Source organism: Nocardia sp. bgisy118 (assembly GCF_057708605.1).
The window spans coordinates 170,308-191,311 of record NZ_JBYISM010000014.1 but is presented as its reverse complement, the minus strand read 5'-3'; the positions used below and the strand labels follow the sequence as shown (position 1 = coordinate 191,311).

The 21,004-nt window shown below is 64.5% G+C and carries 18 protein-coding genes; 10 read left to right on the top strand and 8 right to left on the bottom strand.

The annotated features are described in order from the left end of the window. Positions 1 to 106: 106 nt before the first annotated feature. The 4 genes from AC3EO7_RS19325 (at position 107) to AC3EO7_RS19310 (ending at position 5,909) form a co-directional block, all read left to right on the top strand. On the top strand, positions 107 to 1,429 hold the full coding sequence (locus AC3EO7_RS19325) for an MFS transporter (protein ID WP_435591970.1): 1,323 nt from the start codon (positions 107 to 109) through the stop codon (positions 1,427 to 1,429). 378 nt (positions 1,430 to 1,807) lie between these two features. After that, positions 1,808 to 5,257, top strand: coding sequence for a phosphotransferase (locus AC3EO7_RS19320; protein WP_435591969.1), 3,450 nt, complete (start codon positions 1,808 to 1,810; stop codon positions 5,255 to 5,257). A 144-nt stretch (positions 5,258 to 5,401) separates the two neighbouring features. Then, positions 5,402 to 5,644, top strand: a complete 243-nt coding sequence (locus AC3EO7_RS19315; RefSeq protein WP_431963614.1) for a hypothetical protein — start codon at positions 5,402 to 5,404, stop codon at positions 5,642 to 5,644. Next, positions 5,568 to 5,909, top strand: a complete 342-nt coding sequence (locus AC3EO7_RS19310; protein ID WP_431963317.1) for a hypothetical protein — start codon at positions 5,568 to 5,570, stop codon at positions 5,907 to 5,909. Before AC3EO7_RS19315 ends, AC3EO7_RS19310 begins: the two co-directional genes overlap by 77 nt. Positions 5,910 to 5,969: 60 nt before the next feature. On the opposite strand, the gene AC3EO7_RS19305 is transcribed toward AC3EO7_RS19310, so the two are convergent. The 3 genes from AC3EO7_RS19305 to AC3EO7_RS19295 form a co-directional block, all read right to left on the bottom strand. Further along, entirely contained in the window at positions 5,970 to 6,758 is a 789-nt protein-coding gene (locus AC3EO7_RS19305; protein WP_435591968.1) for an oxidoreductase, read from the bottom strand. Positions 6,759 to 6,829: 71 nt separating this feature from the next. Next, positions 6,830 to 7,405, bottom strand: coding sequence for a TetR/AcrR family transcriptional regulator (locus tag AC3EO7_RS19300; RefSeq protein WP_435591967.1), 576 nt, complete (start codon positions 7,403 to 7,405; stop codon positions 6,830 to 6,832). Positions 7,406 to 7,751: 346 nt separating this feature from the next. Then, a complete protein-coding gene (locus AC3EO7_RS19295; protein WP_435591966.1) occupies positions 7,752 to 8,201 on the bottom strand; it encodes a hypothetical protein in 450 nt (149 codons plus the stop codon). 237 nt (positions 8,202 to 8,438) lie between these two features. Between AC3EO7_RS19295 and AC3EO7_RS19290 the strand changes: the two genes are divergently transcribed. Further along, positions 8,439 to 9,983 carry a nuclease-related domain-containing protein gene (locus AC3EO7_RS19290; protein ID WP_435591965.1) on the top strand — a complete coding sequence of 515 codons (1,545 nt, stop codon included), beginning with the start codon at positions 8,439 to 8,441 and terminating at the stop codon, positions 9,981 to 9,983. 315 nt (positions 9,984 to 10,298) lie between these two features. Here AC3EO7_RS19290 and AC3EO7_RS19285 read toward each other — a convergent pair whose 3' ends face one another. Continuing rightward, positions 10,299 to 10,619 carry a hypothetical protein gene (locus tag AC3EO7_RS19285; protein ID WP_435591964.1) on the bottom strand — a complete coding sequence of 107 codons (321 nt, stop codon included), beginning with the start codon at positions 10,617 to 10,619 and terminating at the stop codon, positions 10,299 to 10,301. A 169-nt stretch (positions 10,620 to 10,788) separates the two neighbouring features. Here AC3EO7_RS19285 and AC3EO7_RS19280 point away from each other — a divergent pair, with 169 nt between their 5' ends. The 5 genes from AC3EO7_RS19280 to AC3EO7_RS19260 all read left to right on the top strand — a co-directional run bounded on the left by AC3EO7_RS19280 (position 10,789) and on the right by AC3EO7_RS19260 (position 16,742). Beyond that, positions 10,789 to 12,552: a hypothetical protein gene (locus AC3EO7_RS19280; RefSeq protein WP_431963329.1), complete on the top strand. Its 1,764-nt coding sequence runs from the start codon at positions 10,789 to 10,791 to the stop codon at positions 12,550 to 12,552. Continuing rightward, positions 12,549 to 13,307: an ESX secretion-associated protein EspG gene (locus AC3EO7_RS19275; protein ID WP_431963331.1), complete on the top strand. Its 759-nt coding sequence runs from the start codon at positions 12,549 to 12,551 to the stop codon at positions 13,305 to 13,307. The genes AC3EO7_RS19280 and AC3EO7_RS19275 overlap by 4 nt, the downstream gene beginning before the upstream one ends. A gap of 101 nt (positions 13,308 to 13,408) precedes the next feature. Continuing rightward, on the top strand, positions 13,409 to 13,717 hold the full coding sequence (locus AC3EO7_RS19270; RefSeq protein WP_431963333.1) for a hypothetical protein: 309 nt from the start codon (positions 13,409 to 13,411) through the stop codon (positions 13,715 to 13,717). Next, positions 13,717 to 16,044 carry a TPR repeat domain-containing protein gene (locus AC3EO7_RS19265; protein WP_435591961.1) on the top strand — a complete coding sequence of 776 codons (2,328 nt, stop codon included), beginning with the start codon at positions 13,717 to 13,719 and terminating at the stop codon, positions 16,042 to 16,044. Before AC3EO7_RS19270 ends, AC3EO7_RS19265 begins: the two co-directional genes overlap by 1 nt. Then, positions 16,041 to 16,742 carry a hypothetical protein gene (locus tag AC3EO7_RS19260; RefSeq protein ID WP_435591960.1) on the top strand — a complete coding sequence of 234 codons (702 nt, stop codon included), beginning with the start codon at positions 16,041 to 16,043 and terminating at the stop codon, positions 16,740 to 16,742. Before AC3EO7_RS19265 ends, AC3EO7_RS19260 begins: the two co-directional genes overlap by 4 nt. 8 nt (positions 16,743 to 16,750) lie before the next feature. Here the strand turns inward: AC3EO7_RS19260 and AC3EO7_RS19255 are convergent, their stop codons facing one another. From AC3EO7_RS19255 to AC3EO7_RS19240, 4 genes are all read right to left on the bottom strand, one after another. Next, positions 16,751 to 17,371, bottom strand: a complete 621-nt coding sequence (locus tag AC3EO7_RS19255) for a DUF3558 domain-containing protein (protein WP_435591959.1) — start codon at positions 17,369 to 17,371, stop codon at positions 16,751 to 16,753. Then, on the bottom strand, positions 17,368 to 17,766 hold the full coding sequence (locus AC3EO7_RS19250) for a hypothetical protein (protein WP_435591958.1): 399 nt from the start codon (positions 17,764 to 17,766) through the stop codon (positions 17,368 to 17,370). Before AC3EO7_RS19250 ends, AC3EO7_RS19255 begins: the two co-directional genes overlap by 4 nt. A 295-nt stretch (positions 17,767 to 18,061) precedes the next feature. After that, positions 18,062 to 19,360 (bottom strand): AAA domain-containing protein, encoded by a 1,299-nt coding sequence (locus AC3EO7_RS19245; RefSeq protein WP_435591957.1) that lies wholly within the window; start codon positions 19,358 to 19,360, stop codon positions 18,062 to 18,064. Further along, on the bottom strand, positions 19,360 to 20,844 hold the full coding sequence (locus tag AC3EO7_RS19240) for a hypothetical protein (RefSeq protein ID WP_435591956.1): 1,485 nt from the start codon (positions 20,842 to 20,844) through the stop codon (positions 19,360 to 19,362). The genes AC3EO7_RS19245 and AC3EO7_RS19240 overlap by 1 nt, the downstream gene beginning before the upstream one ends. Between the last annotated feature and the right edge of the window lie 160 nt (positions 20,845 to 21,004).

Sequence of the window (21,004 nt, the reverse complement as noted above, 5' to 3'; positions counted from 1 at the left end):
TCGGTGGCGGCGTGAGTCGGTGGCGGCGTGAGTCGGTGGCGGCGTGAGTCGGTGGCGGCGTGAATCGCAACTTGACGCGCCCGGTCTTCACAGCAAGAGTGCGCGGGTGGCTGTCACGACCGATGTGTCCCGAACTACGTTGCGCAAGGTCACCCTTCGGCTGGTGCCCTTCCTAGGCCTGCTGTATTTCGTCAACTACCTGGACCGCGTCAATATCGGATTCGCGGGCCCGAGCGGCATGAAGGCCGATCTAGGGCTGACCGAGACGGCGTTCGGATTAGCTTCCGGCATCTTCTTCCTCGGCTACCTGCTGCTGGAGGTGCCGAGCAACCTCGCCCTGCACCGGTTCGGGGCGCGGCGCTGGATCGCCCGCATCCTCCTCAGCTGGGGTGCGGTCGCCACCGCGATGGCGTTCGTGCCCAACGAAACCGTGCTCTACGTCTTGCGTTTCGCGCTCGGCATCGCCGAGGCCGGATTCTTTCCCGGCATCCTGCTGTACCTCACGTATTGGTTCCCGCAGTCGCAGCGGGCGAAGATCGTGGCGTTGTTCATGGTCGCCGTCCCGGTGTCCACGGCACTGGGCGCGACGGTTTCCAGCCTGATAATCCAATACGGTGAGGGCATTCTCGGCCTCAGCGGGTGGCGGTTCATGTTCCTCGTGGAGGGCATTCCCGCGATCCTGCTCGCGGTCGTGACGTGGTTCTATCTCACCGACAGTCCCGCGTTGGCACGATGGCTCACACCCGACGAACGCCGCTGGCTCAGTACTGAGCTCGCCTCCGAACACGAAGCGGTAGAACAAGCCGAGCACTGGACGGTGCGCAAAGCGCTCACCCATCCCCGCGTCTTCGGCCTGGCGCTGATCTACGGCGGCGTCGTATACGGGTTGTACGCGCTCGGCTTCTTCCTGCCGACCATCATCAAAGGGTTCGAGGAGCAGTACGGCGTCAGCTATTCGATCGTGCAGCGCGGACTGATCAACGCGGTGCCCTACCTCATCGGGGCCGTCGTGATGGTCTGGTGGAGCAGGCACGGAGATCGCACCGGCGAACGTGCTTGGCACGTGGCGCTACCCGCACTTGTCGGCGGCCTCGCCATTCCTGTCGCGCTGTATCTCGGCAACCCCTTCGCGGCCATGACGGCGGTAACCATCTGCGCTATAGGGGTACTCGCCGCACTACCGACCTTTTGGGCGCTGCCCAGCGAGTTCCTCTCCGGTGCTGCGGCGGCAGGCGGGATCGCGTTGATCAATTCCATCGGAAACGTCAGCGGGTTCGCCGCGCCGTATGTGACTGGCTGGCTGAAAGATTGGACGGGAACGCAGCGTGCCGGATTGTGGGTGGTCGGCGGGTGCATGGTGGCATCGGCCTTGGGCGTGCTGGCGCTGCGCGGTCGGGGCGGTCGACGAGGTGAGGTGCAGCCGGTGTAGGGCCAGACACGGATGGGTGCCGAGACACTCCGTGATTCAAAGAACCCGCCCGTCCTTGATCTTCACCGCCTGTGAGTGGGACGACTTCACTGCCAGTGTCTCCCACGGCGCATTCGACGGCCCCTACATGTGGTCATCGCGCGGCCATGCTCCAGCTCCACTCCATGTCGGAGCATGGCCACTGTCGCGTCCGGGTCTGTGCCGAGGCGGGCTTCGTGCCGTTCTCGGCTCCGGGTTACTCTGTCGCTTCCTGCTCGACGCAGGACGTTGCGTGAGATCACCGCCGGTCGTATCGGCGAGTGCGGTTTTCCGTCCAGGCTCGAATGTTGTTGGCTTCTGCCAGAATTGATCCGTTCTTGTCAGGAGGGGGAAGACATCGTGGTGTTGACCGCGCGATTTCAGCCGGGGGCGGCGAGCCGCCCGTTCGTCGACCGTGAGCACGTGCTGACTCGGTTCGACGAACTGCTGGTCGAAGCCGCCGAACGTCCGCTGGTCATGCTGCTCAGCGGTGTCGGCGGAATCGGCAAGTCACGTCTGGTCACCGAGTTGCGGGCGCGCGTCGAGAAGAAGCATCCGGCGGGGGTGCTCGATCTGCAGGTGCCGAGTCACCGTCAGGCCGCGGACGGGCTGGCCGTGCTGCGCGTTCAGTTCGGTGCCCGGAAGATCAAATTCCACCGCTTCGACATCGCCTGCGCGGTGCTGTGGCAGCGCATGCATCCGCATCTACGCCTCACCTCCGAATCGCTGACGCTTGCCGAGCACAGCGAGATCCTGACCGAAATCCTCAACGACGCCACCGGGATTCCGGTGTTCGGTACCGCGACCCGTCTGCTCGATCTGGGTGCGCGTCGAGCCGTGCGCACCCACCGGATACGCCACGATCCGATCCTCCAAGAGCTCGACCAGTTGAGCCTCGCGAGCCTGGAGACAGCTGTTTCCTACCTGTTCGCACAGGACTTGAAGAACGGCACGGAGGGGAAAGAGCCTTACGTGGTCTTCCTCGACGCCTATGAGGCGCTGATGGGTGGTACGGACCGCGAGGGCCGTGCCGCGGCTTCCGATGCTTGGTTGCGGGATGTGGTCGCGCAGATGGACACCGGGCTGGTCGTGATCGCCAGCCGTGAGCCGCTGGGTTGGGAGCGGCATGATCCCGAATGGGCCTCGCGGTTGCGGACCGTGCGAGTCGACGACCTTCCAGAGGACGCCCGATTCGAACTGCTCGATTCGTCGGGGATCGAGGATGCCGCCGAACGCGCGGCGATCTCGAGGTCGAGTGCGGGCGTGCCGTTCTACCTGCACCTGGCGATCGACGCCCGCACTCGCGCGGGCTGGGTTGCGCCCACGGAACTGGTCTCCCCGGAGACAATTCTCGAACGCTTCCTCCAGCACGTACGCCCCGACGAAGTGCGGATGCTGGAACTGCTCGGGCTACCACGCACCTTCGATCGGGACATCTTCACCGCGCTGACTCGGCAATTCGAGCTGCCCGGTCACATCGCGGCATGGAAGTCCTTGATCGCATATTCGTTCGTCTACTCCGCGGACGAGAGTGACGGTGCCGAGTACTACCAGCTGCACCAACTGATGGTCGCCGCATTGCAGCGCCGCCTGGACCCTGATGTCCAGCGAACATTGCACGAGCTGCTGCATGACGTATGGTTCGCGCGCGCAGAGGGGCCGGCCGGTCGAGTCTCGGCGTTGCGCGAAGCCGGATACCACGGTGTACGGGCGGGGATTCTGTCCGCCGTGGCACTGCTTGCCTATGTCGATCGGATCGAAGCAGCTGGCGGGAGCCAGGGAATCGGCGGAGTGATCAGCGATCTCGACCGCTACCTGACCGAATCGCATGAGAATCTGGCAGGTATGGCGGAACTCTCGGAACTGAAGAAGTGCCTGGAAGCGGAAGCCGCCCTACTACTCGGCGACGCCAAGCAGGCCGATCGGCTCACCCGTGATACGCCGCTGGAAAGGACCGGGCCGATCGCCGAGCGCCTTGCAGTCGCCGCGGCGAATGCACGCCGCATACTCGGTGATACCGACGATGCCTTGGCGATCTATCAGGACGTGTGGTCACGGGGGTCGGGGCGGGCTCGGCTCGAAGCCGGGCTATGGGCGGCGGACCTGCACATGTGCCAAGGCCGATTCGGTCAGGCGCTGGCACTGTGCGAGGAACTCGTCACCATGGCCGACGACGACGATCATGCGTTTCTCGGGGATGTGGCGCGCTTGCGTCATCTCGCCTATCGGCTGGCGTTCGATACCGAGCGCGCCGCACAGTATCTGGCCGAGGCCGACACCCACTATCGAGCGGCGGGCAGCGTCGTCGGTCAGGCCAATATCGCGACGAACGTGGCCGAACTCCAGGCTCTCACCGACCCGGTCCAGGCGATCGAGGCCGCCGGAACCGCTATCACACGGCAGCGCGAACTCGGTGCCATGCACGAGCTCGGAAAGGCTTACACCGCCTTAGGTTTGGCTCGACTGTCGCTCGGTGAACTCGACGCCGCGGAGCGTGCGCTTGCCGAAGCGTGCGAGATTCTCGACAGTGTCGGGTATCGGTCGGGTCGTGCCAGGGCCGAACTGTTCCGCGCTGGGGTCTTCGCACGCCGCGGGCAGCGCGACGATGCGGTACGTAGTGTGCGCTGGGCGATATCCGAATTCGAAGGCGCGAACGTCTATCCGGGGCTGGTTCTCGTCGCACGGGCTGTGCTGGCGCTGTTCGGCTGGATCGAACCCGACGTCTCACGAGCAGCCGCAGCCGCCCGATTGCGTATCCAACCGCCGACGCCCGGACCGAGCATGGACCGTGACGCGGCGCGACTGATCTCGCGGGCACTCGGTGTGAACGCGAATGCGGTGTACGCCCAAGCTCTTTCACTTTCGCAAGCCGCCGCCGGGTACTACAACCACAATGTCCGAGTCGACGGCCCGATGGGTGCGGTGAATGTGCGGATCGCCGTCGAAGGTGCTGACGTGATGGACCTGCGCCAGTGGCCTGAGCCTGCGGTACTGATGGCGATCGAGCCGTTCGTCGCTTCGGCGCCGAGATTGCGCTGGGAATCGGCGCAGCCCGCCTATCAGATCCATGACCATATCGACGGCGATCTGTTGGACGATATTGCGCCGCGAGGGATTTCGGTCCCAACTCACGTGCCGGGGAATGTGGCGCAGCTTTTCGCAAACCTGCGGAATATCCCGCGCGAGTTGCTGCCACCGGTCGAAGACGGGTGGAGCGAGGAGCCCGCAGCCTTCGCTCGGCGACTGTCGGCAGTCACCGAACGTGTGCATGGTGAAAGCAGCGTCGTGTTCGGCGAGTTGTACCGCAGGCTTGGCGTCCCCGATCACCCCCTCGACCGTGTCCTCAATTCGTGGAATGCGCTCGAACCGAGGCCGTTTCGGATGGTGCACGCCGACGTACACCGCAAGAACATGATCGTGCGGAACGGGCAGGTCGTATTCATCGACTGGGAGCTCGCGCTGTATGGCGACCCGCTGTACGACGTGGCGACACATCTGCACAAGATGGGCTACTTCCCGCGGGAAAGGGAGTCGTTTCTCGCCGCGTGGGTTGCTGCCGAGCCCTACGCCACGAGTGGAGAGTGGCGGCGTGACCTGCAGGTCTACCTCGACCATGAACGGGTGAAGTCCGCCATTGTCGACTCGATTCGTTACCACAAGGTTCTCGCGCAGGGGCACGCGAGCGCGGAGCGGGAGTCGGCGCTGGTCGCCAGCTTGATCGGGAAGCTCCGGTTGGCGCGAGAGGTGTGGAGGCAGAGCGAGCCGGTCGACGGCACCGTCGTAGAAGCGGCTTTGCGCGACCGGTATTGAGGTGGGCAAGGCTGAGGAGGTCGCTCATATCGCGGCGGAGTGCGTGGTAGCGCTCAGTTGTAAGCCGCAGGGCTTGTTGGTTGGTGAGGTGTCGGGCCAGCGAGTGACAGGCTCGGGTGGGGATCGCTAGTGCGTTGACCACGAATGTCCGCCGGGTCGGGTGGCACGCCGCTGGGAATCCGGCACATCCGGTACTTCCATGGCTGCTACTCCCTCGGCGACGACCAGTTGTGGGGCGTCACCCGCCACCGCAAAGGCGGCGACCACAGCCTGGCCGTGCTGAAGTCGATCCTCGGCGCACGACCCGACGGTGCCGATCTATGTAATCCTGGACAACCTCTCGGCGAACAAGACACCTCGAATCCGTTCCCGGGCAACGGAAAATAGTGTCGAACTATGCTTCACCCCGACCAGCGCCTCGTGGGCGAACCCGATCGAGGCGCAGTTCGGGCCCGCGGCTCACCTTCGTCATGGGCGACTCCAACCACCCCAACCATCCGGTGCTCGTCGGCCGCCTGTAGGAATACCTGCGCTGGCGCAACGCCAACGTCCGACACCCCGATGTGCTGGCCGCCCAACGTCGAGAACCCGCATCCGCGGCGAACGCCAGCGGCGCTGGGGCCGGCCCCGAACCCACGCCACCGCAGCCTGACCGGTGAAGGTCGTGGTCGACGCGCGGGCCGGGGCCGATGTCCTGATGCAGGGTATCGGATCAGCTCGTCTTGATGGTCCCACCGTCGATGACGAGGTCGGCTCCGACGATGTTGGCAGCCTTGCCCGAGACCAGGAACGTCACGAGGGCCGCGACCTCTTCGGGTTCGGAGATTCGACGCGAGGCGATGCCGAACTGCTCCGGCAGCGCCGCCAGCAACTGTTCCTGTGAGATGCCCTGTGCGGCGGCGAGTTTCGCACCCACCCATTCGGAACCGCGCCAGATCCGGGTACCGACCACGCCGGGTGAGACCGTGTTGACGCGGACTCCCTGCGGACCGAACTCCTCGCTAAGGCGCTTGCCGAAGGCGGTGAGCGCGGCCTTGGCCTCGCTGTAGCCGACCGGCCCGGCGGATGGCATTCGCGCGTTGATCGAGGAGACGTTCACGATCGCGCCGCGACGGTCGAGCAGGCTCGGCAGGGCGGCGCGGGTCGCCCAGACGGCGCTGAACAGGTTGACATCCAGGAAGTGCCGCCACTGCTCGTCGGTACTGTCGAGGAACCCGCCCAGCGTCAGTCGGTCGGGGGCGCCGCCACCGACGTTGTTGATCAGGATGTCGATTCCGCCGAGCTCCTCCAGCGCGGTATCCACGAGCACAGTGGCACCGTCTTGCGAGCTCAAGTCCGCCGAAACGGTGGCCACGGTGGCCTTTTCGAGTTCGGGTGTGATGGTGCGGGCAGCGCCGACCACGCGTGCGCCCGCGGCGGACAAGGTCTCGGCGACGGCCAGGCCGATGCCGCGGCTCGCTCCGGTGACGACGGCGGTCTTGCCGGTCAATTCGAGATCCATGGAGATTTCCTTTCTTGAACTACAGGTCAAAAATGGGGGTATACGAAAGCCACCACAACGTGGCGTATCGGTCAGAGGGAGGTCAGGGCGACGTCGATGATGCGATACAGCGTTTCGGCGTCGCGGGTCTTGGCCATCATGCGCAGGCCGACGCTGGTATTGAGCAGGAACTCGGCCGTGGCCTGCGCATCGACGTCGGGACCGATATCGCCGTCGCGTCGGCCCTGTTCGATCCGGGCGGCCAGCACCGCGACGATGCGCTCCTCGATGCCACGCAGGGCTCGGGTGATCTCCTCGTCGTGGCCACCGAGCTCGGCGGCCGTGTTCACGACCATACAGCCACGCCGAACCGGCTGTGCGACATCGGAATCCACGGTCTCACGCAGGTACGCGCCGATGCGTTCACGGGTGGTTCCCGGTTGGAACAGCACCTCCTCGGCGTGCTCCACGCCCATCCGTCCGTAGTGGGCCAATGCCCGGTCGAACAGTTGCCGTTTGCTGCCGAATGTGTGGTACAGGCTGCCCTTGCCGACGCCGGTGGCCTCGGCGAGTTGTGCGGGAGAGGTGCCGCCGTACCCGCGGGTCCAGAACTCCTCCATCGCGCGCTCGACCACGGTATCGGTTTCGAAGTTCCGCGGCCTGCCCATGCGAAGAACTCTAAATGTTCTTGACCCACAGGTCAAGAAAACTGGCGGTTGCGTCCGTTCGACCGTCCGCGTCGCTCAGCCGACAGGCTCGAACCGGTTCCGGCACACACCACCCCACACTCTCGACAGCAACTGCCGTCGTCGAAAGTGTCCGGACTCCCGGCCCGCCGCCTGGACCCGGCGGCGCATCACCGAACCCGGCGGTAGTTCGTTGTCAACGCACTAGGAAAGGCCGGCGACGGGTTGTGCGTCGCTGGAGAGGGCGCGCGGACACGACGGCTAAGAGACGCAACAACGGAGCGGGATCGTGGTATCTCACTCCGCTGTTGCGGTCCAACACTTTCGGTCAGGCCGAGATCGTCCCGCTCCAGGACGTGAACGACCGCCCCTTCGACCGACAGCTGAAGCTGCCGTGGAAGCCGGACTCGCAGCGCGCCCCCGCGTGCTCGATGTAGGAGCCCCACTGCCCGTCCCCGGTCTTCACATCCCTGAGCAGCGGGTTGCCGCCGGGCCGTGTGTACGGCGTTCCTGGATCGAAGGTCGGGTGCGCGGGCAGGAACGGCTGATCGATGACGATCTCGTTCACCGTCAGCAGGAAGGGCAGGAAGCTGTACTGCAAGCGCGTCGGTGATCCGAGATCACAACCGACGGTGCCGTCGTCGTAGATCGCGCAGTTGGTGCTGCCCGCGCTGAAGAACACCGGCCCCGATTCGGCCTGCGCGGTCGCGGCCAGCATCACCGGCGCCAGCGCGGCCGCCGCCGCCACCCCGGCGATCTTCCCCACGATGCGTTTCATACGTACTCCTCGGACTCGATGTGGCCGAACAGGTCATTGGGTCTGTCGAACTCGGGAAGGTATTCGTTTCGGTTCGGTAGCTTCGGATCGGGCCGCCGTGCCCGCCGCCACGCCGGACACGCCAGCCCTTGTGTGGCCAATCCCCTGTTCTTACAGTGCCTTTCGATTCGCGAGGTGCCCCGGCGGCGAATAACGTTGAGCCGTCGATTGGCGTGGACGCGATGGAGGTGGCCGTCGATGCTGGTCATCAACGAACGAACGGCGATACCGAGATCCGAGCAGCGAGTGCTCGAGTGGATGCGGACCTGGACGGGCCAGTACGTCATTGTGGGCCTGGCCATTTCAGGCTGCTACATCCCCGAGCGCGATCACAAAGGTCGAGCGCAGGAAGCGGACTTGGTGGTGATCACACCCCGAGCGGTCGTGGTTCTCGAGGTCAAGGGCATGGCTCCGGACGCGAATGCAGGAACCCTCACCGTCCAGGCCAACGGCCGCTGGCGGCTGTCGGGGTTCGAGGGCGATCCGATCCACGTCCGAGAGCAAGACACGAGCCCGTTCGACCAGGTCACGAACAACGTCTTCAATCTGAAGGCGCTGGTGGGCAAACGCCATCCCGAAGCGTTCGTCGACGGCTTGGTCGTCGTCGTGCCGCCACGGGAATCGACCGTGACGTTGAACGTCGAATCGCGCAGGCACGGATGCGGCGTCGTGCTCGGCTCCACGCCGGGCGAACTGCGTGCTTGGTTCCACCGCACCGCGGGCCGGCGGTTCGTGTGGACCGCCGAGGACGTCCACGCGCTGCTGGAGGATCTGAACTTCGGCGAGCGGGTGACGATCGAAGAGCTTGTGGCGGAGGGGTTTCCGCGAGAGCGCAAGCCACTTCTCGACAAGGTGCCCGACCGACGGCCACGTGAACAGCAGCCGCCCTGGATCGAACCCGACCCCGACGTCGAACCGATCCCGACACCACGCAGGTCCGAGGGCGGCGGACACGCACCCTTGATCGAACCGGAGGATGCGGAGACGGCGGAATCCGCTTTCCCGCTATCGGCAGAAGCGCCCGCTCCTACTCCGGAGGACGGCGCGGAAACCACACACTCCGCGGTGGCCCTGGAAACCCAGCGGTCCTCGCACTCGGACGAGGCCGACACACAGGCATCGCCGGAGGGCTCGGTTCTGGTCGAGGACGACACCAACCCGTCCGAGCAGGCCGAGACGCAGTCGTCGTCGGGACACGTGGTGCTGATCAAGGACGACCCCCGCCCCGTACGCTCCGAGTATCCGGCGTCCACGCTCCCGGACAGTGCCACGGAATCGCAGTTCACCGATCGGTGGTCCTCCTGGATACTGCCGGAGACCGAAACTCCTCGCCCGCGCGCCGCTTCGGCCGCCATTCGCGAACCAGTTTGGTTGACACCGGAGGTCGAGCCGCAACCGCTGCGTCGCCTCCGATCTGTACCCGTCCCGGAAACTCGGCCCAGCGTCGAGGTCCTCGGGCGGACGATTTCTCTTCCGCAAACGTTGGAGGGCACCGGGGTTTCGATATTGCGCGACAACCATCGCGTCCAGCAACTGGCTGCCTGCGCCGTAGTCGCCCTGACCCTCTGTGCGATCTGGCTCATGGCGTCCACCTGCTCGGCGAGGCCCGAGAGCGCGAACGAACCGCCCCGACCCGTTTCGCAATCGGAAGTCGTCCCGCCGCCGGCGCAGGTCGCCGAGCAGTCCGACGCGGGGCCGATGGCCGTGCCGCCCGTGTGCTTCCCGTTTCCGCCGGAATGCTGACGGGCGGTCGAGTCGAGACTTGCCGGTAGGGAACGCCGCGAAAGATGGCATGCCATCACATCGGCTCTTTTCTGGGGTTGACTCGCACGCGACAACCGGCGCACCGATGGTTCTCGCGTCTGACACGACGCTGCGGGTCGCTCGTACCTGGTTCTTTGCTCTTCTTTCCGTTGACGTTTCCCATAGCAAGGTTGGACGTGACGACCTGCGATCGGGTTCCCTTCGGTTCGAGATCGGTTCGCACCGTCCACCGATCATGTCGAGATCTGATCTCGCTCTCCGAGGCCTAGTATCTGAACGCCGTCTGCTGCTGACTCACGGACGCGGCTCGGCCGTACTCAGAAGTTGAAGGAGGCCGTTGACCACGGCGTACTTCTCCTCCGACAGGGGATCGGTGGCGAGGTGCATGAGGTAGTTGCGGACATCGCGGACCTGTTCGAGAAAGTCGACAACCTGCTCGCGGTCGAGTCGCCACCCAAGTTTTGTTCCAGCGGACGGGGTCTCGCAGGAGAAGGCGTAGCTGCCGAAGGTGAGGTCGGAGCGTTCGAGGCGGGACTCCTGGTGTTTCGGGACAGCGTCTTTCAGGTCGTCGATATTGATGCTTGCCTCTCGACGCAGACCAGGCGGGGTCCTCATAACGGCGGTCGTCCTGGACGCGGATCACGCGGCTGAGGACAGTTCAGCGGACCGGCTCGGGCATCCGAGGTGTGCTAGGCTCCGCCCACCAATGGGTTTAGGGGGATGCCATGGTCGTTGATCTCAGATTCGCGGGCCGAATTAGTCTGTGCGGCAGCGGAGTCCAGCGATGACCAACCCTGGTACGTCTTTCGTGACGGACATCCTCGGCAATCCGGTGGCGGCCCTTCAGCAGAAGGCCACGACCTCTCAGCAGAACGCGCTGAAGCAGGACCAGGAAATCGGGGTCGGCCAGGTCGACGCACCTTATGTGACGAATCAGGAAAATCCTCCTGAGACGATGACACACCAGGAGATCTGGGATGCGGTGAACAGCATCGACAAAGAGGCGATGTGGAAACTGGTGACCGCCTGGTCGAATGCGTCCACTACCGCGACGATGCTATTCCAGATGCACCGCATGGCACTGACGCGTGCGATGCAGGACAAGTGGGAAAGCGCGGGCGCGGATGCCGCACGCCAGGCATCGGAACGCTTCGCGAAGGCTGGTGAACAGGCCGGGGAGATCGCGCAATCGGTCGGCCTGCGTTTGGACTCGATGTACAACGCCGCCGTCGCGCTGGCTGCCGCAGTGCCTCCGGTACCGACCAGCGCGGCGCCGAACCCTGACAATCCGAACGAGTCGGTGCTGCCTGGCCTTACCGGCGGGGAGAAGGACCGTTCGGACACCGAGGCGGCGACCAACGCCCGAAATGAGGCGATCTCGGCGGTCAACCGGATCTACCTGCCGATCTTCCCACCTGCTGGTGAGAACGTCCCGACCTTGATCGCCCCGCCGTCGATCGGAAACGACGACCCAGGGACACCGAACTCCGGCGTCCCGAACAACCAGCCGTCGGCGAATACCCCGAACCCGAATAACGGCAACCCGACTGCTCCGTCTCGAGAGCAGCCTGTGCAGAACCCGAGCGAGCCTGGCAGCACGAAGCCCGCCAACGCCACCGACCAGGCGAGCACGAACCCGGCGGGCACCACCCAGCCTCAATCGACCTCGCCGGCGTCGGTGAACCAGGGCAACCCTTCCTCGCCGACATCGAATCAGCCGGGCGCTCTATCGAATCCAGGAACCACACCCGGGACTCCCAATCAGAGTCCAATCGGCAGCACCCCCGGTCGCCCAGGCTCGAGCACCACCGCTCCGGCACCCCGGCCGGGCATGCCAGGAACGTCAGTGCCGGGGAACCCGAACTCGAGCACACCTGGATCCGGTGCCGCGGGCAATTCCGCAGCCTCGCGTGCCGCTTCAGGTAGGCCAGGGACGATGGGACCGATGGCGCCAGGAGCAGCGGCACGGCGTAAGGATGATGACGCTCAGACTCGCGGCGTTCCCGACTATCTGAAGGGCGTCCAGTCGGAGCTGGCTGATCTGCCGCCAGCGCCATCGGGTGCGATCGGTAGCGACTACGACGCCTGGACCAGCCCCGGTGGTGCGGCCACCCCGAGTGCGTCCGTAACCACATCCGCCGCGCCCTATCACCCGGCCTCCGCGAGCGCCGCACCGACGACGCCGAGCGCCGCGAGCGAGGGTGAATCGCCGAGCGCGCAGCGCCGTGCACCGGCACTTCCAGTCCGATACTCCGACGGTGACGAGCTCCCAGCCGCACCCTTGTCGACCCCCGCGTCGTCCGCTACCGCGCCGGTAGCACCACGGGCAGCGGCACCACCACCGCCGCCCAGCATGGCCGCTCCGTTGCCCACACCGCTTGCCGCCACTGCCCCCATCGCCGAAGATGCCGGGGCGGGGGCCGGGACGGACGGCCAGCCAAGCGATGGTGTGGAGGCCACGCCCGAACCGGAGGACTTCAGCTTCTCCGGGGAAGGTCCGATCATGGACGACGACGAGCCCACCGACCTCCCGGGTGCTGGTCGGTGAAGACTCGTACCGTATGGGATTTCACTCCCGATGAGTTCGTATGGATCTGGGCCGAGACCGGGCACGACTATCCGTACCCCATCAGCATCATCGAAAGCCCCACCACTCCAGACGAATACGCGAATCGCCGCGCCGAGATCAGCGCCCGGTTCCCGCATCGCGCCGACCCGGACCTCACCGGCCCGCTACGCGCTCTGGCCGACCCAGACCTGCGTCTGATTTGTACTGGCAAGTCGCACGGCTCCCATAAGCGGGTTCGTACCCTCGCCGCTGCCAGCGCCAACCTCGGCGTGATCCTGTTCCAAAAATCGGGCAGCACCGCCGAGTTCGGCGGCACCATCAAACTAGTTGTCACGCAACGGCACCTGCTCGGCCGCCATCTTGCCGCGACCATGCCCCCCGCCCAGCCCGGTGCGATCGCTCCGATGCTCGGCTACACACCACGTGTCCGTGGCGAGCAACCACCGGCCTCGTGGGGAATCACGGTCGATGGCCAACAGCCCGTCGAGGAACGTATTCGAGCTCTCCTTCGTGCGCCACGCACGGCCGATGGACATCTATGTATCGAACAGCACCTCCAGGCTCGGCACCCGCATCCTCGGATCTACCTGAACTGGATCGACGTTCGAGACGACCACCCGGCCGCTGGCCGCTATCTGATCTCGGTAGACGACAACGACACCTCGGTTATCCCTGCCAGCGAGGACGTTATCGCTGACCAGCTGTACCGCAAGGCTCAGCTCGACCACCTGTAGGTCAGGCATGCACTTCTACTATCGTTCGCCACAGAGGTTTTGGCCTATTTGCCGGTGCCGTCTCGCGCAGCCGGGCCGTTTGTTGAAGGGGGCAGCACGCCGTGCTCGAAGCCGACATCCAGGAACTGAAGAACCTGGCGACCACGCTCGATGGTGTCGCAGCCGAGGTCGACAAGATCGATGTCCGAACGACCGGCGACCAGATCGCTGCCGCCCTGCCCGGATGCTCGGTCGGCGGCGTGTGTGCGCAAGCGGGTGAGTTGACCGAGGGCGCGTGGCTGCGCGTGGCGCAGCGTATCCAGAAGCTGTCCGGAATTGTCCGGCAGAGCGCGGAGACGTTGACGACCACCGATGACGAGTTCAAGAAGAAGCTCGACACTATGGACTTCACTGTGCGGGGGGATCGCTGATGCCGACACGACCACAAGTCACCGACTGGAAACCCTTCAAGCTCTCCGAATGGGCCGCCGAGATGGAGACCGATACCCAGGGGTACGAGACTCAGCTGGCTCGGATGATCACCCACTTCACCGGCACCACCTGGTCCGGCAAAGCACACGATGCTGCCGCAGACCGATTCACCGAAGAACGCACTCAAGGCTTGCGGCTCGTCCAGGAGATCAAAGACATCGCCAACGCCCTGCGCGCGGCCGATACACGGCTGTCCGATGAACGCGCCACTCTCCTCGGCCGCGTCACCGACGCCGAAAACGATGCAGAATGTCCGCTGCCCCTTGTCGTCACGGAGAAGTGGGTGGTTTCCGCCAACGCCAGCGGGTTCCACCTCTCCGGTGAGGACCAGCAGAAGGTCAAAGACCGGGTGCTACACCACCAGGGCTTGATCAACGCCGCCTACTACGCCATGCAGAACGCGGCGAGCGAAGCCTCCGCAGCCATTTCCGCTGCCGCCCAGGAGGTCCGCGTCCGCGGCGACCTCATCGGCAGCGGTCTCGACGCCGAAGTCGCTCCCTCCGACGCTGGCAAACTCGGCAACCAGGACGGATCGAAGCTGGCGGAGTGGGCCAACACCCCTGAGCACCAGCGCAACCCGGCATTGCTCGCCGAGGTCGCCAACCAGCTCCCCACGCACGCGCTGACAGATGAACAGCTGAAGATCCTGTCCGAAGGCGGCGAGGTCGACACACTCCCGGCGTCGGTGCAGGAGTACTACAAGGAGCTCTACAAGACTGGCGGCAAGGAGGGCATCCTCGGCCTCAGCGAATACCTCCAAGAGCAGGAAGAGGCCGGAAACCCCGAGGCCGCAACACAACTCGATTCCCTCGCCAACGGCCTCATGGTCATCAGCAACGAAGACATCGGCACCGGACGCGGCGACGACGGGAAACTCACCGGCACAGGCAGCTACGAGAACGTGCCCAAAGAGTTCCGCGAACTCCTCGAAGCCAAACGCACTGATATCAACCCCATCGGCACCGACCCCAGCAAGGCCCAGTCGCCGACCGTGCTGCTCCAGCAACAACATGAGGACACCAGTGCGCTCGCTGCACTACTCAGTGAGTCCAATCCCGGATACGAGCCAGGTACCCAGCTCGGCACCAAGATGTATGAAAAAGCCGCCGACATGGTGCAGGACCAGTACACCTGGAACGACCGCGACGAAGCAGCCGCAGCGTTCGCGAACCTCGGTGGACGCAACGACGACTCCGCACACCAGATCTGGTCCGGCGAGGGAATGGGCGACAAATACGACCGGGAGGAGACCGTACGCGCCCTGCTCGGCTATGAAAACTGGCCCGACGAAGGCAAAGGTGCCTCGACCCTGATCGACCGAATCACCGAAGAATCCCAGCTGCCGGCCGACGACCCACGAGGCGACCGGGGCCGAAAGGCATTGTCGGACATGGATTGGATGCTCGATCAGCATAACGACAGCAAGGTCTTCGAACAGATGAAGCAAAGCTTCGCCGGAAACGACGAGCTTTCGAACGCGATGAGCAGAGCTGTTGCGAACAACCTCGAGGCAGTCAGCTCGCCGAATCAACTGCCTGGTTACAAGCAGACCGACGTCACCCCAGACGGGCGCGTGTTCTGGGATGCTGACACCGCGGACAAGTTCATGCAGCTGGGAAGTTTCACCAACGAATCCCGCCTCAATCTACAAACGGCGGTGGAAGAGTACCGCGTCGCACAACTCACGAACGCTCTGAGCGGAGATCCCAGCCAGCTTACAAATATGCTGTCCAGCAGTGATGTAGGCGCACTCACCGGGCGGATGGACTCGGCAATGTGGGATGCGCTGATCTACCAGGATAAGCTCAACGGCGACCAGGTCACGAACCCCACCGACGCGATGTACACGGCGAAGAAGTTGGCCGCCGGACTTGCAGGTGGCCTTGTCGATGAAGGGCTCGGCAAGATTCCCGGCGTCAACACCGCTACTGGCATGATGGGTGTGGAGCCAGGCGGCGCGCTGACAGAGAAGTTGGAAGACTGGATCAAGCCCGACTATGACTACATCGAACGCCCAAGCGCTGCGATTCTGGCTGCAGAGGCCAACCAGAATGCGCAGCAAGCGATTCTGCAGGCAGCGTTTCAGGCGAACCAGCTCCCGTCGGAGTTGCACAACGGCGGTCAACCGTACAGCATTGATGCTATTAATCAGGACAAGAGTACGAAGAATATATTAGATGATTTCCTGAGAAGTCGAGGCCTTAGTCAATTCATCACGGACTACAGTCAGTCCTATACCCTCAATCGAAGTGAGGGTGAGTCATGATGCGCGTCACGAAGCTCTCCGCCCGCGTTTTCCTCACAGTCTTGACGCTAACCGCGTGCGGCGACCCGGGTGCGGGCAACCAGGTCGGAAGCACGACAACAACCGCTGCACCGTTCCCGTATCCGCCGGTGCAATTCCTCACGGATATTGCGATTCCAATCGACGGCCAGCTGCGAACAGCAATCGAATTCGCCCTCGAAACAACGGTGATGGACTGGAAGTTACTCGATGAGCGATACCGCGAGAAACTGCTACAGACGTTCCGTAGTCGAATAGCGTCAGATGCATTACTTCCCTCCGAATGGACCAATCCGCCGGACTTTGTCGACGATACGGGCGGCGAGACACTGCGGGCGATCGGTGCAAAAGAGTTGGGCGATGATGTTATCGAGGTTACTATTTGCTCGTATAATGTGCCCGGGATATACATTTTGAAGAACGATGGACGTATCGAATCGCCCGACCCCACTGTCGGCCTGTATGGGTTGGCCCACCCACGGGTGCAATGGACGAGTCGACCGGCCGCCGATGGCTCGGCCCCCTCTGGTCCACGCTGGCTATGGGTCGACGACGGTATCGACCTGAGTCCGAACAAGCCGCGCAACCTTGCTCAGCAGGTGTGCGAGCCGTTCAAGCCGGAACCGTTCGAGCAGAAGATGCCGGACCCGACACCGCCTGCCGCGACGCCAACACGCTAGACAGAGCGTTACGACCTGGGAAGATCCTTCTGAATGATCTCCGCGACGCTACGCGTCCGCTCGCATGCATCGCCCGATGCGCGACCGGCGTAGATGTCCAGGTGCATATTGATCACTCCCGCAGGGGAATCCATGGCCAGGAAGCAGTTCGAAATATACGAATCACCGGGCAGGCGGTATGTAACCGCGTCGCGGTTTTCGATCTTGTATTCTTTGATGATCGTGTCGGCGTAGCGCTTTCGAATCTCGGGCATCGTGATGTTGGTCGCCATAAGACTCATCGACCAGGTGGTCAGACCATCACTGCCTTTTTGCTCGAATTCGCATCCGAGGAATGTATAAGTGTCGGCAGCCAGATTGCTATCGCCTCGTTCGCGGGTCTTCGGGTCGAATCCGGTTGCATGGATCGTGGAGTCGCCGACGTCGTAGCAGGGGTCGAAGGTAACCGCCGGTCGGTCAGTTTGATTCCGCTGCTCTGGCGCGGGCTGTACCGAAACTGCGACACTTGGCCGGGCCGCGGTTGTGGCACTGTTGACATCCGGTCCGGCTTCGGATTCGGTCGGGTCGGCACAACCAGTCACCAGCAGCGCGGTCAACATAGGTAACGGCATCAACCGTGCGAGCTTCACTGTTTCGCGCCTTCCGTACCGAGGTTCTGTGCGGCAAATTGCAGGGCTTGCGTGTTCTTCGCGTCCGCTTCCTGGATTCGATTGCCGGCGATCAGGTATGCCTCCTGGAGGCGAATAGCACCCTCTATGAAAAGTCCGAGCACTGCGACAAATTGTTCGGCCTTGCCTGCGAATCCTGCTGCAAGCTGCTGTGTCGACGGAAAACCTCCGAACCCAGTTTGATTGGTCACGCGCTTAATGCGGTTCAGCTCATCCGTCAAACCTTTGATCAAAGTGTCGTAAACTCTTACGACGTCGGTGACGGCCTGGGGATCGAACTTGATGGAGCCGTTCTGAGCGCCTTGTTTGAAGGCTGCGATGTCGGCCTGTCCGTAATCGAACGCAGTCTTTGCCACGTTTCCCCCTTCGGAGTGCTTATGCCAGAGGCTACCAGCCCGAACACGGCGGGACGTTTCGCCACTGCTGGCCGCGACTCCAAATCCATAGTGTCGCACCCTCGCAGATAGCCTCCGAGTCCGATCACATACTGCTCCACGGGCAGCGTGGGCCACTCGGCCAAGGGGAACGTTCGACGCTTGTTGCGTTGGTCGGCAGCGGCGGTGACCCGCGTGGCGACAGTGGAACGATCGAACTCGCCAATGGCGGTCCGGAGACCGGTGGTCATGTGACCTCGCTGAGGAGGGAGGGGCGTCAGACGTTCGCCGGGACGCGGTGGTGGGACAGGTGGGTGAGAATGGCCTGGTTGGCTTCCCAGCCGTCCGGAAACTTCACGGGAACGCCCAAGTGCACGGGTTCGGCGGAGGGGTGGGCGTCGAGGAGTTCTGGAATGCCGGCGCGGCCGACGAGGATGCAGGCGTGACGGTGACGGGAGGCGAGGACACAGAGACGTCCCGCTTCGAGGTGGAATGCACTGGCGTCCCGGCGGCCGGACAGTGGGTGCAGGACCACGGTGACATCGTATTCGCGGCCTTGCAGGCGGTTGGCGGTGTCCACGGTGACCGATTCGGCCGGGGTGCCGCGCAGCGCGGTGCGCACGGCATCGGCCTGGTCGCGGTGGGCGGTGCCGACGGCGACTCGTTCGGCCGTCACGGGGCGGGAGCCTTGTTCGGAATGGGCTGTCGCGCTGCGTTCGAGTACACGGCAGGTGATCTCGGCGATCGCGCGGACGGCTTCGCTGTCGGTACGGAGGGTGTGGCGGGCGGGCAGTTCGTACCAGCCCCAACCGTGTTCTGCCGCTTCGTCGAGCACGTCGTCGATCGGACTGCGCAGCCCGGAAGCGGCGAATTCCATTCGGCGATCGTGAATTCCGGTACCTGCTCGAAATTCGTTGAAGGGGTAGAACGCTTTCGAGATCACCGGCGCCGCCGTAGCGGACAGCCGCCAGGACACGGGCAGGCTGTGCACGGGGATGTCGTCGTTGTTCGCGAGCATCACGCTGACCGCGCTCATCGTGGGATCCCAGTCCAGGCCTGCCCACCGACCGACCTCGACGGTCGCGAACGGATCGAGCTGACCGGGGTCACCGACGAACAGCCCGTGGTCGAAGCGATTCGCGATGCGCAGCAACATATCCGATCGCATCTGATACGCCTCGTCGACGATCGCGTGCGGCCAGCGCCCATCGTCGATCGTCGCCCATTTGGCGGCGGTGCCGATGAGAATGGTGCTCTCGGTGAGGTCCGCGATCTTCTGGCCGACGGTCACGTTCGGCCGGTCGATGCGATCCGGCTTGAGGTACCCGGTGCGGGAGAGCCTTCCGATACGCAGCGCGGGATCGGCGGTGGCGAGGCGGTCGATGAGATCGTCGACCTGCTCGTTGGTCTGGGCGACGACGATGTGCTGCCCACCGGATTCGGCGAGCTGTCGCGCCGCACGCACCACGAGCGTGGATTTGCCCGCCCCGGGCGGCGAATCGACCACGACCGCGCGGTGCGAGGTGTCGGCGAGGTCGGTGAGGATGCCGTCGACGGCCGCGTCCGCTGTTCGCATCACAGTTCCTCGATGGGTTCGGATTCCGGTGTCCACTCCGGCGGCGGACCGCCGTGTGTCCACGGAGTGTCTTCGCGAGCAGGAAGCTTCGCGGGCGGCCCGCCACTCCCGATCTTGAAACCGGCGAAGCAGACGGTGGCGCCGAGGTCGGGGACGGACCCCGGACGGGCGGCCTTCCCGGTGCCCATCCCGCCGGACAGCTCCAGCACGATGTAGTCGTGATCGCCCTCCACCGGCAACACCGTTGCCGTCTGGGTGGGATTGTCGACATTGCAGAACTCGTCGCTCTCGGTCGCGACGATCGGATCGGCGGTGCGCACCTGCAGAATCGGTCGCAGCAGGGGACGGTTCTTCTCACTCATCACCACCCGGGCCGGATCGACACCGATCACGGTGCCCACGAAGGCCGTTCCGGCCAGCCGATGTTCGAGCATGGCCCGAGGATCGTCGAACGCCTTTTCCGCCTCGTACTTTTCGAGCGCTCGCTCGCGATCGAGCAACTTCCGCACGGCCGACACCGCCGAATCCCGCCGCGCTTGCGGCACACCTTCGGCCACTGATCCGGCGAAGTAGGAGAACGACCCGACGTCCTCGTTCCACCGCCGGTCGACTCGAGCACCGGCCGTGAGTTCACGCAGCAGCGCGAGCCCCTGCCACATGAGCTGCCAGGTCGGCTCGACCTGGGCGTGCAGCGCGCGCTCGATGCGTCGTGCGGCAAGGGATTTCGCCTCGTCGTCCTCGGCGGTGTCGTAGGCGGCGATGAGCGGGGCGAGCTCTTCGTTGTCGAAGCCGGGGTCGGTGGCGGGACCGGCGGGCGGCACCGACAGCGGGTCTTCGGCCCGCGCGGCGGCCTCGGCGCCGGTGCTGCCGGGTGGGGGAGCGATCCACCCGAGCAGCGCGGCGAGGTTGGCATCCTCGAGCGCGGATTGGCCGGTAGCCCAGTGCGCCGAGAGCACCGAGGTGAGGGGGACCAGGGTGCTGGAACCGGGATGCTCGGCGCGATCGCAGAACCAGGTGAGCCAACGGCCGAGCAGCGGGATCGATTCGGGGACAGGGTTGTCGCCCTCGGTTCGGTGAAAACGCACCGAGCGGCCGAGTAGTTTCAGGAACCCCACCCCGCCCGAGTTCGGCACCCACAGCTGAGGTGCGTCGAGGCACCGCTCGTAGGTCTCGCCCGACTTGGTGGTCAGCTCCTCGGTGTTCTCGGCGTAGGCCGCGAGGTAGGGGAGAACGAGTTCGGCGAGTTCGGCGAGGAAACGCAGGCGTAGCACCCGGTCTCGTGGCTGCGGCACGGTCAGCAGTGTCGGTGCGGCGGGGTCGGTTCCCACCATGACCGCCAGCGGTGCGGCGGCCTCGCCTGCCAGCTTGAGCGGTACCAGTACCAGCGGATTGTCCGACAGGTGCGTGTGGCGGACGTCGGCGATCGGTTGGGCGCGGCCCGCGCGCACGGCGTGCAGGCGGGCGAGGGCGGTCAGGGCACTCATGTTCGAGGCTCGCCGTCGCTCAGTGTCGGCACGCGTGTCGCACACCGGCGAGCGATGCACTTGCTCCGCTTCTTGATTGGTTCGCTCATGCTTGAACCTCGCCGTCGCTCGGCTCCTTCATGCGCGAAGCGCGCTGGGACACGATTGGCTCACTACGTTC